Genomic DNA, 15,064 nt, shown 5'->3' with positions numbered 1-15,064 from the left:
AAAATTTCGAATGATAGAGGAAAAACAAATCATGAAAGTAATGACAGAACATCATTTAACGCAGCAACCACTATCGGTATTTGAACAAGAGATTTTGTCCTCATTTGAGCATTCTTTGACTGAGGAACAGCGTTTTTTACAAGGTATTTTAAGCGGTAAAATCAAAACTTATTCACACGAAGAAGTTATGTCAGATTTGCGTAAGGTCTTGAAGAGATGAAACAAGATTACATCGTTCGCTGGTCTGAAATGGCTCGGTTTCAGTTGCTTGATAAGGCAGAGTACATCGAAGAACAAAGCAAAAGCCCTGAGGTTGCAGATAAATTTATTGATGATATTGAGCGTTTAGCCGAAAAATTAAGCTATATTGCGTCTGCCTATAACGATGGAAAATTTCATACATTCCCTTTAAAAAATGGACATGCTGTAAAATTTTTAGTGATAAGGGATTACGTAATGATCTATGCCTTTCACCCTAAAGGCTTAAATATAGCTTAAATAATAAAACACAATCATTAGCAATAATCTTTATCTAACCACTGTATTTGATGAAGTGCCTCTGTTGAACTACTGTTAATGATAATCGCCTCGGGCTCATCAGCAATAACTGCGTTGACTATCTCATTAATGTTCCAGTTTTTTTTGTGGTTAATGCGATTTTCTCTTGAATGTCTTTCCATACATACCAAGCATACCTCATATATTGTATGATTAAAAGACCTTGTTTGATGGTATTTTACATTGAGGGAATTTTATGGAAGTATCAACAAAAATAATTTTCATTTATGCCTTTGTTATTATTTTATTGATTTTATTTACTGCTGTTGTGGATAAACATGCAGCTACTGTCTTTTTTAATAAGGCAAGAATACTTTTACAAAAAGGAAATCTGAACGAGATTAGCCTTACTATCTTAATCAAGCAAACAAAGGTAAAGCGTTATTATGTATCTTATATGTTAAGAAGATTATATCTAATCACATTGACTGATGATATAAAAGAGCATCAAAGTACGGTGTTAGAGCTACTTCTTTATTATGAGCGAGAGATTGATTTAGTCAATTTACCCAATAATTTGAAAGAAATCGTTAAATTGCTTCAAAAAAATAATTCTCCAGAATTAATTAAGCGATTGACTGATTCTATCAATTCACTCTATTTGTCAGATAAGAATCACAAAAGATGTAATCTTATTTTAGGTGGAGCCAGTTTCATTCTGGCAATTGCGAGCGTGATACCTGAATTAGCAAAATTTTTAAGATAATTTTTTAATGTCTATTGATTGCATGATTGAAATAATAAACGCCAATTTGATTACATGGAGTTTGTTATGATGTCATTTTATTTGAGTATCATCTTAATTATGATGTGTGGTATGAATACGTTTGTGGGAATAACGTATCTCTTTCAAGATCGCCAATATCTTTGGAGCGGTGTTTATTTTATGTTAGGAGGCGGTACGTTGGCGTTAGGATTGCATTTTCTGTTTCCGTTTTTGAAATAATTTTAAAATCATTTTCCTTGATAACAGGTGTAAAATCAGACCATTGTTCAATCCTGAATGCACGAATATTTCGAACGGAATAAGGAAACCGTTACATTGCTTTTAATGCATTCATTGCTTGGAAAAGATTCGCCATATTTTCATCCGCATTCGTGTATAGGCCTCCTTGAATACGTTCAAAGCCAAACCTGTTTAAGGTTGTTCCTATATCCGTATAAGCCTGAGTAACCCCCTTCGGGTGGTTTTCTTCTGTGTCAGCAACAACAAGATCAAATGAAATTGCGTACATTTATTTACTCCGCATTAGGGTCATTGAGCAATTTAGATAATCGATATTTCTGTTGTTCACCACTTTCAATTAACGTGATATTTACCAAAATATCGCCATCGGGTAATGCTTTATCAGGTTTACCCACTTGATAAAGGATACCAAAAGGACCAAATGTTTTAATAATGCCCGTAGGCACTTCAGCAAGTTGCATTACATTCTCCTGTTTATGAAAAATTTAATGGTTTCAAGCTGTGAATATTTAACTAAGACTTAATTCTGCCACTAATTCAGGGCGTTTTTCTAGGAGTTTTAATAAGGTAGCAGCCGCACCACTGGGACTACGCACCCCCTGCTCCCAAGAACGTAATGTATTGACTGAAATCCCTAATGTCCTTGCAAATTTATCTTGCGAAAGCCCCGATTTTATTCGTGTTTCAACAATAGACGATAAGTTTATTTTATTCTTTCTTGCTAACTGTCCTTTTTGGGTTTGTTGAAGTGCCTCCGCTAAGCTGTTTTTAATGGTAATCGCCTCGGGGTCATCAGCAATAACTGCATTGACTATCTCATTAATATTCCAGTTTTTTGTAGCTAATGCAATTTTCTCTTGGATATCTTTCATTTTTTACCTCGCTGTAACGTGTTTAATTCTTTTGTAGAAATATTCTCTTTTTCATTTTTTGCATACATATCAAGCATAACAATAATCCCGTCATCTAATAAATTAAAATAAATGATTCTTAACCCTCCTCGTTTGCCTCTCCCTAATGCTCTCCAACGAATTTTTCGCAAGCCATTCGCATTAGGAATAACATCACCGATTAAGGGATTATTTGCTAAAAAACTAAAGAAAGTGGCTCTCTCTTCTTCGCTCCAAAGTTGATCTGCTTTCTTCTTAAAACTTTCTTGCTCAATAATTGTGTACATCAGCGACACTCGGAAATAATTATCATACCAAGTATTATATCTCATACATTGTATGATTAAAAGTGCCAGCCAAAACTCTCTCAATTCTGAACAGAATTTCTCATTAAACTTCCATTTCGTTTTTGGCAACCTTAACCCGAATCAATTTAAGTTAAGGAGTTGTCGATGAATACGTTAGGAAAAAAGGTTTTACTCACCGTCTCTGTGTCTATGATGGCATTGACTGTACAGGCTTCCGAAAATGCCCAGTTAGCTCAGGCTATCAAGCAACTTGAAGCCGCTCAGCATTCGCTTACGCGTGCGGAGGCTCTGGCTCAGACCTCGGAGAAAAACCGTGAATATTTTGATTATCAAGCTGCACGTCGAGATATTAATGCGATTAAAAGTGGCATTAATCAATATATCAATCCAACACGTGCCATTCCTCGCGATCCCAACGCCTCTCGTCGCTTGCAAGAAGATTACACCAAATTAAGACATTAAGGAGGACAGTATGGCAAGTGATTATACCCCGCTTAAGGCCTTTGAAATTGCCAGTGGCCTAAATGCCACAGAGCTTCGTGCCTTCTTTGCGATTATTTTCGTGGCATTGTTGCTGTTTGCTTATGTATGGGCAATAAAAAAAGGTTACAGCGGGTTATTCAATGGGTTTAAGGGAGATCTCTTTGACTATTTAAAATTGATTCTAAAAGGGGCAGCAGTGTTAATTGTTGTCGTGCTATTTTTCGTTTCTGAGAGGTAATTATGACTCTTTTCCATTCTTTTTTTCAGCAAGTAAAACGCACTTGGCAATGGGGTGCACAGCGTTATTTGGCTTTTTCAGTTCTGTGTTTGGGGGCTGTGCAAAACGCCTTCGCCGCAGGACCTGATGCGTCCAAAATTCCTGATTTTAAAATTCCTGGCGTGGATAGTAATACGACCGATCCGATGGAGATTATTTTTATTGTCGCGAAAGCCTTAGCAACACTTGCCTCTGTGCTATTTGCGGTTTGGTGCATTTTAACAGTCGTTAAAGCCTTAATTAAAACATACAACCAAGCAACAGATGAAACCGATAAAAAAGGTTGGACGCCTTTTATTGCAGCCTTAATTGTTGGTTTTATTCTGATTTTCTTCTCGCTCTGGTTGGTGAAAATGGCCGTTGGGCTTTTCTAATCTTATTTTACTTACCCTTTGCTCACAGGATAAGGATACGCTATGTCAACTCAAGACGATATTCAATTTTTACCCACCCGACTTAATCGAGAAGCGACCGTGTACGGTGGGATGACGGTGCCTGAATTTGGTATTGCAGCAGCGATCGGATTTGGGGTTGGGTTGGTGATTGGCATTATGCTGTGGGCGATTGGGCTGTCTTGGATTCTTGCGCCTGCTCTTGCGATGTTAATGTGCATTATTTTTGTACTGATTGGCAAAGTGCTATTCGCCCGTTTAAAGCGGGGCAAGCCAGAAGCCTATTTAAACCGTCTGATTGAAGAGCGTATGGATTCGCTTTTAGGCGGCAATAAATTTATTCGGCGGGTCGGCTTTTGGGCCACTCGTCGTTCTTCAAAAGGACTGTTCTAAATGAGTAGATTGAAAAGTGAACTGAACCATAAAGATCGCCAATTAACCGTAGCCAAGATTGCGATCGTTTGCATCACCCTTATTTGTTTTGCCTTAATGTTTATTATTTACACCTTCCCAAGTACCTTGAAAATCTTACTTCCCCCTGATTTAAGGGCAGGCAGTCAGCGACCTTGGTGGGAAGTGCCTACATCAACCGTGTATGCCTTTGCCTATCAAACCTTTCAGCAGCTTAACCGCTGGACACTTGATGGGACACAAGATTACGAAAAAAACATTGAAGCACTTAAGCCCTTTTTAACGCCCTCTTGTGAAGCATTTTTGCAACAAGATTATGAGGATCGCCAACGTCATAGTGAATTGCGAGATCGTGTGCGTGGCGTGTATGAAATCCCAGGACGGGGATTTAGTGATGATCGTGTGATTGTCCATAGCCGAGATAGCTGGACGGTGAATTTGGATTTAAGTGTCGATGAGTATTACAAAGACGAGCCTGTCAAACGTGTTTTAACCCGTTTTCCTATCAGTATTGTGCGAATGGATATTGATTCACAGCGTAATCCTTGGGGACTAGGTTTTAATTGTTATGCCTCCATACCCTTACGTTTAGAGGCAAGTGAGAGTGAGGAGAAAAAATAAATGAAACGAAAAACCTTACGAAATTTGACCGCACTCTGTTGTGCTGTGATTGCGTGGAATGCTCAAGCCGAAATCTTAATGAAGTGGCAACGCCTCCCTTTGCCGATTGATTTGCAGGTGGAGAAAGAACGGGTCATTTTGGTCGATAAAAACGTCAAAGTGGGCTATCCAAAAGCCTTAGAGGGGAAAATCCGTTTACAATCCACAGGTGGGGCGGTGTATCTTAAAGCCTTAGAACCCTTTCCTACCGCACGGTTACAGCTCAAAGATATGCTGACCAACGAAATTATTTTGCTGGATATTACCGCAAAAGAAAAGGTGGCCAATCCTCAAGAAACCGTTCGCTTGCTTTATGAGGGAAAATTAGAAAATCAATCAGGCAGTCTGAATCAAGATGAAGAGGCAGAAGAGCAAGTTTCTGCCTCTCCTCAATTACCTGTACCTGCTGCCCTGACCCGTTATGCCGCCCAGATGCTTTATGCCCCATTGCGTACGGTCGAATCCGTTCCAGGTATTCGCCAAATTGCACACGGCTTGCCGTCAAAAATCACCACGTTATTACCTGCATTACCCATCACTGCAACGCCATTAATGAGCTGGCAACTGGGTGATTATGTGGTTACCGCTATTCGCCTACAAAATAAAGGCGCCTCACGCCTTGACCTCGACCCGCGTGAGCTGCAAGGGCGTTTTTATGCGGCGACTTTTCAACATCATTGGTTGGGAGGTAGCGGTTCAACGGAAGATACAACAACCCTTTATTTGGTCACGGAAGGGCGACCAAATCAAGCTATCATTCCTGAATCGAAAAAATATGTGCCACCGAAAAAAGTCAAACGCACCAAAATTGTGGTGAAAAAAGTGATTGAGCAAACTCGCTCTGCAACAGTGAAGGAGGCACAGAATGAAAGCCAATAAGATGTTTATTGTCATTGGTGCGATTATTTTCCTTATGGTCGGTGGTGTATCCTATCTCTTATTTAGTGGTTCGTCATCGTCTTCAAGCACAAAACCCAGTGTGTTGGATACCGCACTTAAAGATCTCACGCCTGAAGAAATCCGTCAATTGGGTTTAGAGGGAGATACCAAAAATGACACGGTTCGTACGTTAATTGGGGCGGCGAAAGAAAGTAACCGTCGTTATGAGAAAGTAATCTCGCAAAATGAAAAAATCCTCAAAGAAAATGAAACCTTGCGTAAACGTGAGCAAGATGTGCAGCAACAAGTTGATGAGGCGGTACAAAGCAAAACGCGAGAGCTACAAAATATGGTGGCGATACTTCGCGAAGAAATGTCGCAGTTAGTTCAAGGTCGCACGTCCTCTAATGAGTCAAGCACTTATCAGGGCAATACAACCAATGGGATTGGCGTTGAGGAGGATACTCCGCTTCCTATCGGAAATGGTCAAGTGGGAACGGGGGCAGAGGAAAACGGACAGCGCGTTGAATGGGTTAATCCCGATGATCAAATCGAAGATGAACGTAACCCTGCTAAAATTGGCTTCCCAAACCTTAACGTATCCAATACCACATCGGGTAAAAAGGGATTACCTTTTATTTCAGGCAGTGATGAGAATGACCGTGGCACAACCTCTTCAAGCTCATCGAGTGGGAAACAAAAAAATAAAATTGCGGTTTACACGATCCCTGAAAATTCAACGTTGATGGGCTCAACGTCAATGACCGCCTTATTAGGGCGTATCCCAATTGGTAATTCAGTAAATGACCCTTACCCGTTTAAAGCCATTATTGGACGAGATAATTTAATTGCTAATGGCATTGAACTGCCAGACATCGAACAAGCCATTGTGTCAGGGACGGCGACAGGGGATTGGACCTTATCTTGTGTGCGTGGTAAGGTAAAAAGTCTGACGTTTGTATTTAGTGATGGACGGATTGTTACCCATGGCAACCTTGGCAAAGGGGATGAAAACATTGGCTGGTTATCCGACCCACATGGTATCCCTTGTATTCCTGGGGAGCGGAAAACTAATGCCCCGGAATATTTAGGCACGCATTTCTTACTGGCTGCCGCGGGCGCAGCCGCACAAGGTTACTCGCAAGCTCAAACTACAACGGTGGTTGATGGCAATACGGTTGTTGGTGCGGTAACGGGACAACAAGGCAAATATGTGGTGGGCCAAGCACTAGGGCAAGGCATTCAAGAAACCGCAAATTGGTTTAAAGAGCGTTATGGGCAGAATTTTGATGCCATTTATGTACCACCTGGACACCCTATTGCGATCCACATTGATAAAGCCATTGACATTGATTACGACCTCAAAGGGCGTAAAGTGAAATATGCCCAATTTTCTCGTTCCTCTCAGCTTGATTAAGACTTCAATTAAGGAATTTGCTATGAAAAGAAGACAAATTTTTACCGCACTTATCACGTTTTGTGTATTGTCCGCTTGCTCAACTTCACAAAAAGCCTTATTGCCAACTGGTGAGGAAACAATGCAGGCGATTTGGAATAAAGGGGGCAGTGGCGCACAGTTACAGGTTTATCGCGATAGCAATAACCGTCAGCTTGATCCTGTCAATTATATCGGCTTTAAAGAACAACGGGATTATACTCGCACGGCAGAAAATGAAATTAAAAACCTTTTTCCCAAGCTCCCTAATCCTGATTTAATTATGTATGTGTATCCTCATTTATCGGCATCAGGTGAGCCAATGCCGATCCCTGGGTATTCCACAGTGATCCCCTTTTATAGTCGCGTACAGTATGCACAGCCAGGTGAACGGACAAGGGGGTTATAATGGGCGTGTTTTCAGACGTATTGACGTCCTTTTTTCCTGATAAGGCGGCTTCTCGTCCAGAAAAAGGCGAGGAGGTAGAGAAAAACGTAGAGAAGGAAACGCCGTCCTCTGAGCCTTCATCTGGGTTTTCTGTGCCTCAAACTGTGAAGCGGAGTGGTAAATTAACCCAAGCAGCACATCATCAGCGTTTATATAGCAAACAGCCCTCTTTTGTGGATTATTTGCCGTGGGGCGAATTTTTAGAACAAGAAGGTGTGATGTTATTAGATGACGTACGCAGTGTTGGCGTAGTATTTGATGTTAAACCTATTGGTACGGAAGGGCGTGGTGAGGACTATTTAAGTCGTGTACGCAGCCTTGTTAAAGACGCACTGCAAGACAGTTTTGATGAATTAGATAATTACCCGTACGTTGTGCAGTTTTATTGTCAAGATGAACAAGATTTACGCCCTTATGTGGAAAGCCTGAAAGCCTATATTGCCCCTGATATTGTGCAAAGTGCGTTTACGCAAGAATGGTTAAAAAATACAGAAAAACATTTAAAAGACATTAGTAAGCCAGGGGGATTATTTGTTGATGATCGCATTACCAATACGATCTGGTCTGGGCGTATTCGCCGTACGCGAATGGTCATTTACCGTTATGTGGGAAAAAATGAAGAACAAAGTGCGGTAGAAAGTTTAAATAATGCCTGTGAGCGGGTGGTTGGGGCATTAACGACCGCGGGGCTTCACTTAACACGCCAAACAGGCGAGCAAATTCATCAATGGTTACTCCGTTGGTTTAACCCTAATCCTGCGATGGCGTTTGATCTCGATAATGGCAGCTGCTATGACAAACTGCATCAACCAACAAGCGATGATTTGCCGTTTGTTGGGCAAGATTTCTCTGAAAATCTCTTTTATAACCAACCTGAAAGCAAACAGGATTATTGGTATTTTGATGGGCTACCTCACGAAGTGGTGGTTGTTGACAACCTAAGAAATACCCCAGCCATTGGGCATTTCACAGGTGAGGTACGGCGTGGTAAGAATATTAATGCCTTATTTGACTTGTTGCCTGAATCGACCATTATGGTGACAACTATTGTGGTGTATCCTCAAGACAAATTAGAAGCCCATCTTGAACGAATTAGCAGCCGTGCGGTAGGCGAAAATTATGAGTCGATTTACCTGAAACAAGATGTCAAAACCGTGATGGAATACCTCAAAGATGGTCACAAGCTCTATCAAGCCAGTCTGGCGTTTTATCTTCACGGTAAAGATGAAAAAGAACTCAAACGACGTTCTCGTGAACTTCGAACCATTTTACTGAGTAACAATCTTGTTCCCGTTAAAGAAAATGCTGAAATTGCCCCGTTGAACAGTTATCTTCGTTGGTTACCAATGAATTTCAATCCGCAGTTGGATATGAAAACCCATTACTATACCAAGTATTATTTTGTGCAGCACCTCGCTAATATGCTGCCTGTCTTTGGGCGGGAAACAGGCACAGGACACCCTGGCATTACCTATTTTAATCGCGGTGGTTCACCCCTGGATTTTGATCCCATTAATCCGAAAGACAGAGCCAAAAATGCCCATAAATTGCTGTTAGGGCCAACAGGATCGGGAAAATCAGCCACATTGAATGCCCAAATGGCACAACTAATGGCAGTACATCGACCACGTCTCTTTGTAGTTGAGGCAGGAAACTCCTTTGGCTTATTTGCCGATTACGCCCAACGTTATGGTTTAACGGTCAACCGTATTTCCCTTGAGCCGAGCAGTGATATTGCTTTACCGCTTTTTTCCGAAGCCCATAAACTCCTCGAAATGAACGTCGATGTTGAGGCGGTTATTGATGAGGAAGAGGACGATGAAGAGGGCAGTGAGCAACGTGATTTATTAGCTGAAATGGAATTGACCACACGCTTAATGATCACGGGCGGCGAGATGAAAGAAGATGACAAAATGAGTCGTGCCGACCGAGCCCAAATCCGTCGTGCCATTATGATGGCCGCCGAAAAAACCTATGCTGAGGGGCGACAAACCCTCGCGGGCGATGTTCGCGATGCTTTAGAGGCGTTGAGTCAACACCCCGATACCCGAGAGGAGCGACGTGCAAGATTGGCTGAAATGGCAGAGGCGATGGATATGTTCTGTACGGGAATTAATGGGAAGTTTTTTAACCGTGAAGGGGAAATTTGGCCAGAGGCAGACATCACCCTTGTGGATTTAGCGATGTTTGCCCGTGAAGGCTATGAAGCCGAGCTTTCTATTGCGTATATTTCCTTAATTAACCATATCAATAGCCTTGGGGAAAAATACCAACACAGTTTTCGTCCTATCGTCAATATTACCGATGAATCCCATATTATCACCGTCAATCCCTTGCTTGCTAAATTCTTGGTAAAAGGGTCAAAAATGTGGCGAAAATTGGGCATTTGGTTGTGGCTGGCCACGCAAAATATGGAGGATTTTCCGAAAGAGGCAGCGAAATTGCTCAGTATGATTGAATGGTGGGAGTTGCTGAATCTGACCAATGATGAAATTGAAGAAGTGAACCGTTTTCGTCGTCTTTCTGAAGCACAAAAATTGATGTTACTTTCTGCGAAAAAAGCCGATAAAAAATATACTGAGGGTGTGGTACTGGCAACCAATATGGAAGCCTTATTCCGTGTCGTGCCACCGAGTATTTATTTGGCTCTGGGTATGACAGAAAAACACGAGAAAGCACAACGCCGAGCCATTATGGCTGAGCATCAGTGCAGTGAACTTGATGCAGCCCTGATAATGGCAAAACAGATTGATAAAGCAAGAGGAATTACTGATGAGCCAACCTAAGACAAGTCGTGTCGGCCTCTTATTTCAAGCTGACCCAATTATTCGTCCTTTTAATCTTGCCCCAGTTTTGCAAGATTTAGAGCGGCTTTGTAAGCAGATTTTGGCAAGAGTGGGGAACGTACAACAGTTTATTTTGTATCCGCATCGTGTGTTCAAACAACGTGCGTGGCATATTAAGGTGATTGGCGAGAAAGGGATCACTTACCTTTTACTCAATATTGGTGGGTATTATCAATTTGTTAGCGAGATGAATGCCACACGGCTTTCTTTAAGTGTTGCCGATGACATTGATGCCTTTTGGTTTGCTTATGCGTTGAGTGAAAAACTCGGGATTTCTCCGACCATTCCGACTGGACTATTTGGCGGGGAGGCACAATGAAAACCCGTTCAAAAACACGCAAAATTTTGACCGCACTTTTAATCGGCGTATTGCTCTTTTTAAGTGTGCTTTTACTTGGCGTTGTCTTGGTGACTTATATGCCAGGACTGAATCTAAATCAATGGTTGCAGGAAACTGCCAATGGGTGGATGGCGTGGCGACTTTGCTTGTATGCGGTGGTGATAGGGTTAATGTATCGTATTTATCGTGTTCGTCCGTTCTCCGTTCAACTGTGGGGATTGGTGATAGCGGTATTTCTCACCGTTGAAGGGCTGAATTTACTCTATCGATTATAAAGGGGAGGAAAAGATGACGTTTAATGTAGACAGCTATCTTGAATATTTTCTCACGTTATTGGGGTGGATAATCAACAATGGTCTATTTGGATTACTGGCCAGTACAGGCTTATTTATTGCCCCTTTAATTGGGGTACTCATCAAAACGTGGTTAGAAGTGAAAAAACAAGGGGCAGATGAGGGAAACAAAGGCGAATTGCTGATTGATTGGCTAGGCATACAATTTTTTCCTGCAATGCTGGTGATTGTGATTACCCTTGCCCCGATGTTACCGATTTCGCTCAATAATATGGCTTACAATGTGGAGCAATCGAAGCATTGTGGCTATAAAGTGCCATTAGCCCCTGAAAAAACAGGTTATGCCAATATGGTGAGTGAATTTGCCGATAAACAAGCCAAAGTGCCCTTGTTGTGGGGCTTGATGCACGCGGTGAATAAAGGGATTTTACACGGTGCGGTTTCAACCATTCCTTGTAAGCCTGATTTGCGTCAAATCCGTTTTGAAGTGCAACACGAAAAAATTAACAACCCCGCACTGCTGACCGAAGTCCGTCAATTTGTGCAGCAATGTTATTTGCCTGCTCGCCGTAAAGTGTTGGATAGCCAAGTGGCAATGAATGCCGCACAAGCTAGAGAGGTAAGCTGGCTTGGCGGGAAAATTTTAGTGAATAATAGTGAACTTTATCCTCGTTATCGAGCGATGCAACCGATGCAACGTTGGGCTTATGACCCTAACCGTGATCAGGGATTACCCAATACGGGCGAGGGCGGTTTCCCGCATTGCGATGAATGGTGGGCAGACAGTGGCATTGGGTTAAAAGATATGTTGTTGTCAGATATGCGACAAAATCTATCGGTGAAATTAGGCGAGCTGTTTACTGATGCGAATATTCAAGATGAGGCGTTACTTCGCACCTTATTACGCCCTGAAAATATTAATATCTCAAGGGGAAAAGCCTATGAAGGATACGGTGGCAGTTTAGATTCTACACTAACCAATAATGTTTCTTCAGTGGTATCCGCATTGGGGATTACGGCGGGCAGCCTTGCTGCGTACCCAGGTTTTGATGCAATGCGTAATGCGTTGCCTATGATCCAAGCCTTACTGATTATGGCAGTCATTATTTTAACGCCGATTGTCATTATATTTAGTGGGTATTCCTTAAAAGCCATTGTAACGTTGATGTTTGTGCAGTTTGCATTAGTGACCGTGTCATTTTGGTGGGAGCTAGCACGTTGGTTGGATTCGTTTCTGATTAGCATTTTGTATAATTCCCCTGGCCATCAATCAGAAATCAGTTGGGCGTTTCTCCAAAATAGCCGTGATGATGTGATTATGAGCTTTGTGTTAGGGGTAATGTTTTTGGTTTTGCCTGGTGTTTGGGTTACGGCAATGTCTTGGGCTGGAGTGAATGTAGGAAAATTGGCAGATCATTTCACACAAGGCTCACGACAAGTTAAAGAAAGTGGCTCAAATGGAACAAATATTGTTCAATCTGGTGCAAAAACAATGTCGAAATAAATAATGAAAAATAGCAAAGTCATTCTTGATTTTGCTATTTAATCATCATCGGTTCTTATATCACCGACATAAAATCCAAACCCTAAGTCTCCGTCTCTATAACCATCTTCAGTGTCTTTCTTATTACCATCAGTTGAAAGAATTTCACTGAAGAAATTTAAGATACCTTTTACATCTTCAGGAAAAAATTTAAATGCCACGATTAAAGCTAACAAAATTGTGAATGCGGTCAAGTAGTAAAATACACCAAAGAGTAAGACAGAAATGCCGAGAACAATGACTGCCTTAAGCCATTTAGATGCCTGCCAGCATTGAAATTTGTTAATCGCGTTTTCTGTTTTATCTACGAATTTTGCAAAACGTGCCATTTTCATTTTTGCCTCCGTTTATGATCTCCATAGGGTTGTACAATTTATATGCTGACTATTCTTGTCCTCTTGTGTAGAAAAGTCAATAGGCAATTTACAATGAATTTGCGTAATCATTTGACATTACAAAAAATAAAGCTACACTAAAAGTGTATCATAAAATGATACGATTGTGGTTAAATGAAAGACTAGTGGATTAAGGAGAGGCTGAGTTTTCGTTTATCGAGAGATATACGTTTTGCCTAGCACAAATATGAGATTACAAGTAAAACAATGGGGCAACAGTAAAGCGATTCGTTTACCGAAAGACTTTACTGAATCAATGAATTTAAATATGGGCGATTTTTTAGAACTAGAAAAGGTGGATGACAATACAATCAAAATTGTCATTGTTCCTAATGCCCCGAAAAAAAGAAGACTCACCTTAGCTGAACGTATCGCAATGACCTCTACTGAACAGCTCCCCGTTATTGAAGAATGGGATTCTCTTACGCCAATAGGGAATGAAATTTAATGGCTAAATACAATTTTAAACGAGGGGACATTATTACTGTGTGCTTGAATCCTGTTGTAGGAAACGAGTTACAAGGGGAGAGCCGTCCTGCATTGGTACTAAGTAACCATACCTTTCATAATTTAGGATTTATGATGATTGCTCCCATTACACAAGGTAATGCTACACTGGCGAGAAATAACGGTTTTGCCGTGACACTAAGTGGGACAGGTTGTAAAACACAAGGTGTTATTGTAGCGTACCAAGCCAGAATTATTGATTTTAAAGGAAGAAATGCAAAGAAAGTGGAGTCGGTGCCTGACTATATTTTAGCTGAAACACAGGATATTGTTGAGGCAATTCTGAAAGACTAATTTTTTAGGTGAGTTGGGGGGATTTGTGTCGATCTCAATGTAGTAAAAAAGAACAGTTTATCCTGCTCTTTTTTAGCATTACTTTAACATTCGCATTATATGGTAGCGAAACACCTACTTGTAAAACTCGCATTATACGGCAGCGAAGCACCTACTTGTAAAACTCGCATTATACGGTAGCGAAGCACCTAAATTAAGTAGCACTATGATAGCTGATGCTCTCTTTCCCAAATATAGACGCTTTTCAGGAAAATATCCAATAATTTCTTTGGGGCTGTAGTAGATTAGCAACAATGCTATACTACAAAAATGAAGATAACATATTGTAAATTAAAGAAATCCATACAGAAAAAACTGCTGATGCGACCAGTGCATCATTAAACCAGTTATCCCAAATGTTATTGGCAAGAGTGATGTCCATATCAATCACGCTTGGATTATAAATTGTTTCTTTCATCATCAATGTACTTGTCCAATTCATCTTGCGTTGATATATCTTCTGCTGGAGTGAGTCGTTGAAGTATCTCAACTGCACTTTTTCTTGCAAGAAGTTGGTAACATTCATCATCTTGTTTCATCGGTGATTAAACCTATTTATGGTGATCAATATGCACCTTCTGCTAAGGATTTTTTCTTGTGTTGTAATAAAAAGGAGCGTAATAAATTGGAACGCCCCTTTTTAGATACTTTGTTGTAGCCTAAAGACCGCTACGGCGAATCTGTGTTGAAGCAAAGTTTTGTTTAATCGCTTTTTTTACATTACATTCGATAGAGTCGTCATATTGCCCATTCTTGTAAATGTCAACGCTAGGGTTGTCAATCGTGTTGGTACCTCTACCTTGAAGAAAACCAACACGGTAAGAAATTCCGTTATTTTTAAGTTCCATTACATTCGTAATAAATCCTGAACCTACTGAAATTTCAGAGTTTTCATTGGCGATGACTTGTTTGATTGGATTTTTAAAACTAAATTGACCATATGTGTATTCATAATCACTGCCAACTTTTTTCACCATAATGGGTTTACCATCTGTTGCCGTGCAAGAAAAAATGATATTGCTATTATTTGCAGCAAGGGCATTAGTAGAAAAAAGTGCGGTTAAAATAATGCTTGAAAAAAGATATTTACGCATAAAAA

24 protein-coding genes are annotated in these 15,064 nt (G+C 40.8%); 17 read left to right on the top strand and 7 right to left on the bottom strand.

The annotated features are described in order from the left end of the window. The first annotated feature begins 40 nt into the window (after positions 1–40). From L5B76_RS07810 to L5B76_RS07800, 3 genes are all read left to right on the top strand, one after another. On the top strand, positions 41–220 hold the full coding sequence (locus tag L5B76_RS07810) for a hypothetical protein (RefSeq protein WP_416086796.1): 180 nt from the start codon (positions 41–43) through the stop codon (positions 218–220). Beyond that, positions 217–498: a type II toxin-antitoxin system RelE/ParE family toxin gene (locus L5B76_RS07805; RefSeq protein WP_194751642.1), complete on the top strand. Its 282-nt coding sequence runs from the start codon at positions 217–219 to the stop codon at positions 496–498. Before L5B76_RS07810 ends, L5B76_RS07805 begins: the two co-directional genes overlap by 4 nt. Positions 499–754: 256 nt before the next feature. After that, positions 755–1,264: a hypothetical protein gene (locus L5B76_RS07800; protein ID WP_265754942.1), complete on the top strand. Its 510-nt coding sequence runs from the start codon at positions 755–757 to the stop codon at positions 1,262–1,264. Between the two features lie 331 nt (positions 1,265–1,595). On the opposite strand, the gene L5B76_RS07795 is transcribed toward L5B76_RS07800, so the two are convergent. Genes L5B76_RS07795 through L5B76_RS07780 form a run of 4 tightly spaced genes read right to left on the bottom strand, consistent with a single transcriptional unit; the run spans position 1,596 to position 2,702 of the window. Further along, the gene (locus L5B76_RS07795; RefSeq protein WP_326938261.1) at positions 1,596–1,793 is read right to left on the bottom strand and encodes a virulence factor; all 198 of its coding nucleotides are present in this window, start codon (positions 1,791–1,793) and stop codon (positions 1,596–1,598) included. A gap of 4 nt (positions 1,794–1,797) precedes the next feature. Beyond that, a complete protein-coding gene (locus tag L5B76_RS07790; RefSeq protein ID WP_265754941.1) occupies positions 1,798–1,986 on the bottom strand; it encodes a DUF5397 family protein in 189 nt (62 codons plus the stop codon). 48 nt (positions 1,987–2,034) lie between these two features. Then, positions 2,035–2,397 (bottom strand): helix-turn-helix domain-containing protein, encoded by a 363-nt coding sequence (locus L5B76_RS07785; RefSeq protein ID WP_265754939.1) that lies wholly within the window; start codon positions 2,395–2,397, stop codon positions 2,035–2,037. Next, positions 2,394–2,702 carry a DNA-binding protein gene (locus tag L5B76_RS07780; protein WP_265754937.1) on the bottom strand — a complete coding sequence of 103 codons (309 nt, stop codon included), beginning with the start codon at positions 2,700–2,702 and terminating at the stop codon, positions 2,394–2,396. Before L5B76_RS07780 ends, L5B76_RS07785 begins: the two co-directional genes overlap by 4 nt. A gap of 210 nt (positions 2,703–2,912) precedes the next feature. Between L5B76_RS07780 and L5B76_RS07775 the strand changes: the two genes are divergently transcribed. Genes L5B76_RS07775 through L5B76_RS07720 form a run of 12 tightly spaced genes read left to right on the top strand, consistent with a single transcriptional unit; the run spans position 2,913 to position 12,691 of the window. Continuing rightward, positions 2,913–3,185, top strand: coding sequence for an integrative conjugative element protein, RAQPRD family (locus L5B76_RS07775; protein WP_370539169.1), 273 nt, complete (start codon positions 2,913–2,915; stop codon positions 3,183–3,185). A 10-nt stretch (positions 3,186–3,195) separates the two neighbouring features. Then, positions 3,196–3,444 carry a DUF3262 family protein gene (locus L5B76_RS07770; protein ID WP_194751638.1) on the top strand — a complete coding sequence of 83 codons (249 nt, stop codon included), beginning with the start codon at positions 3,196–3,198 and terminating at the stop codon, positions 3,442–3,444. 2 nt (positions 3,445–3,446) lie between these two features. After that, positions 3,447–3,857, top strand: a complete 411-nt coding sequence (locus tag L5B76_RS07765) for a DUF2976 domain-containing protein (protein WP_265754936.1) — start codon at positions 3,447–3,449, stop codon at positions 3,855–3,857. Between the two features lie 42 nt (positions 3,858–3,899). Next, the gene (locus L5B76_RS07760; RefSeq protein ID WP_265754934.1) at positions 3,900–4,268 is read left to right on the top strand and encodes a TIGR03750 family conjugal transfer protein; all 369 of its coding nucleotides are present in this window, start codon (positions 3,900–3,902) and stop codon (positions 4,266–4,268) included. Next, positions 4,269–4,907: a PFL_4703 family integrating conjugative element protein gene (locus L5B76_RS07755; RefSeq protein WP_035686580.1), complete on the top strand. Its 639-nt coding sequence runs from the start codon at positions 4,269–4,271 to the stop codon at positions 4,905–4,907. Continuing rightward, positions 4,908–5,825, top strand: coding sequence for a TIGR03749 family integrating conjugative element protein (locus tag L5B76_RS07750; RefSeq protein WP_265754932.1), 918 nt, complete (start codon positions 4,908–4,910; stop codon positions 5,823–5,825). Next, the gene (locus L5B76_RS07745; RefSeq protein WP_265754931.1) at positions 5,812–7,242 is read left to right on the top strand and encodes a TIGR03752 family integrating conjugative element protein; all 1,431 of its coding nucleotides are present in this window, start codon (positions 5,812–5,814) and stop codon (positions 7,240–7,242) included. Before L5B76_RS07750 ends, L5B76_RS07745 begins: the two co-directional genes overlap by 14 nt. Before the next feature lie 22 nt (positions 7,243–7,264). Next, on the top strand, positions 7,265–7,669 hold the full coding sequence (locus L5B76_RS07740; RefSeq protein ID WP_265754929.1) for a TIGR03751 family conjugal transfer lipoprotein: 405 nt from the start codon (positions 7,265–7,267) through the stop codon (positions 7,667–7,669). Continuing rightward, on the top strand, positions 7,669–10,494 hold the full coding sequence (locus tag L5B76_RS07735) for a conjugative transfer ATPase (RefSeq protein ID WP_265754927.1): 2,826 nt from the start codon (positions 7,669–7,671) through the stop codon (positions 10,492–10,494). The genes L5B76_RS07740 and L5B76_RS07735 overlap by 1 nt, the downstream gene beginning before the upstream one ends. Further along, positions 10,481–10,873 carry a hypothetical protein gene (locus tag L5B76_RS07730; protein WP_265754926.1) on the top strand — a complete coding sequence of 131 codons (393 nt, stop codon included), beginning with the start codon at positions 10,481–10,483 and terminating at the stop codon, positions 10,871–10,873. Before L5B76_RS07735 ends, L5B76_RS07730 begins: the two co-directional genes overlap by 14 nt. After that, positions 10,870–11,169 carry a hypothetical protein gene (locus tag L5B76_RS07725; RefSeq protein WP_035686564.1) on the top strand — a complete coding sequence of 100 codons (300 nt, stop codon included), beginning with the start codon at positions 10,870–10,872 and terminating at the stop codon, positions 11,167–11,169. The genes L5B76_RS07730 and L5B76_RS07725 overlap by 4 nt, the downstream gene beginning before the upstream one ends. Positions 11,170–11,182: 13 nt before the next feature. Beyond that, positions 11,183–12,691 carry a conjugal transfer protein TraG N-terminal domain-containing protein gene (locus L5B76_RS07720; RefSeq protein WP_039163126.1) on the top strand — a complete coding sequence of 503 codons (1,509 nt, stop codon included), beginning with the start codon at positions 11,183–11,185 and terminating at the stop codon, positions 12,689–12,691. A gap of 38 nt (positions 12,692–12,729) precedes the next feature. Here the strand turns inward: L5B76_RS07720 and L5B76_RS07715 are convergent, their stop codons facing one another. Continuing rightward, the gene (locus L5B76_RS07715) at positions 12,730–13,065 is read right to left on the bottom strand and encodes a hypothetical protein (RefSeq protein WP_039163124.1); all 336 of its coding nucleotides are present in this window, start codon (positions 13,063–13,065) and stop codon (positions 12,730–12,732) included. A gap of 247 nt (positions 13,066–13,312) precedes the next feature. Here L5B76_RS07715 and L5B76_RS07710 point away from each other — a divergent pair, with 247 nt between their 5' ends. Together L5B76_RS07710 and L5B76_RS07705 are read left to right on the top strand one after the other, a co-directional pair. Continuing rightward, a complete protein-coding gene (locus L5B76_RS07710) occupies positions 13,313–13,573 on the top strand; it encodes an AbrB/MazE/SpoVT family DNA-binding domain-containing protein (RefSeq protein ID WP_039163202.1) in 261 nt (86 codons plus the stop codon). Continuing rightward, positions 13,573–13,926 (top strand): type II toxin-antitoxin system PemK/MazF family toxin, encoded by a 354-nt coding sequence (locus L5B76_RS07705; RefSeq protein WP_039163122.1) that lies wholly within the window; start codon positions 13,573–13,575, stop codon positions 13,924–13,926. The genes L5B76_RS07710 and L5B76_RS07705 overlap by 1 nt, the downstream gene beginning before the upstream one ends. 301 nt (positions 13,927–14,227) lie before the next feature. Here L5B76_RS07705 and L5B76_RS07700 read toward each other — a convergent pair whose 3' ends face one another. Together L5B76_RS07700 and L5B76_RS07695 are read right to left on the bottom strand one after the other, a co-directional pair. Beyond that, positions 14,228–14,494 (bottom strand): hypothetical protein, encoded by a 267-nt coding sequence (locus tag L5B76_RS07700; protein WP_265754922.1) that lies wholly within the window; start codon positions 14,492–14,494, stop codon positions 14,228–14,230. A gap of 130 nt (positions 14,495–14,624) precedes the next feature. Then, positions 14,625–15,059, bottom strand: coding sequence for a hypothetical protein (locus tag L5B76_RS07695; RefSeq protein WP_265754920.1), 435 nt, complete (start codon positions 15,057–15,059; stop codon positions 14,625–14,627). Positions 15,060–15,064: the final 5 nt, after the last annotated feature.

The sequence above is a fragment of the Avibacterium sp. 21-594 genome (genome assembly GCF_026226815.1).
Classification (GTDB): domain Bacteria; phylum Pseudomonadota; class Gammaproteobacteria; order Enterobacterales; family Pasteurellaceae; genus Avibacterium; species Avibacterium avium.
Note: the sequence above shows the minus strand (reverse complement) of the source record. Positions and strands in the feature narration are given on the sequence as shown.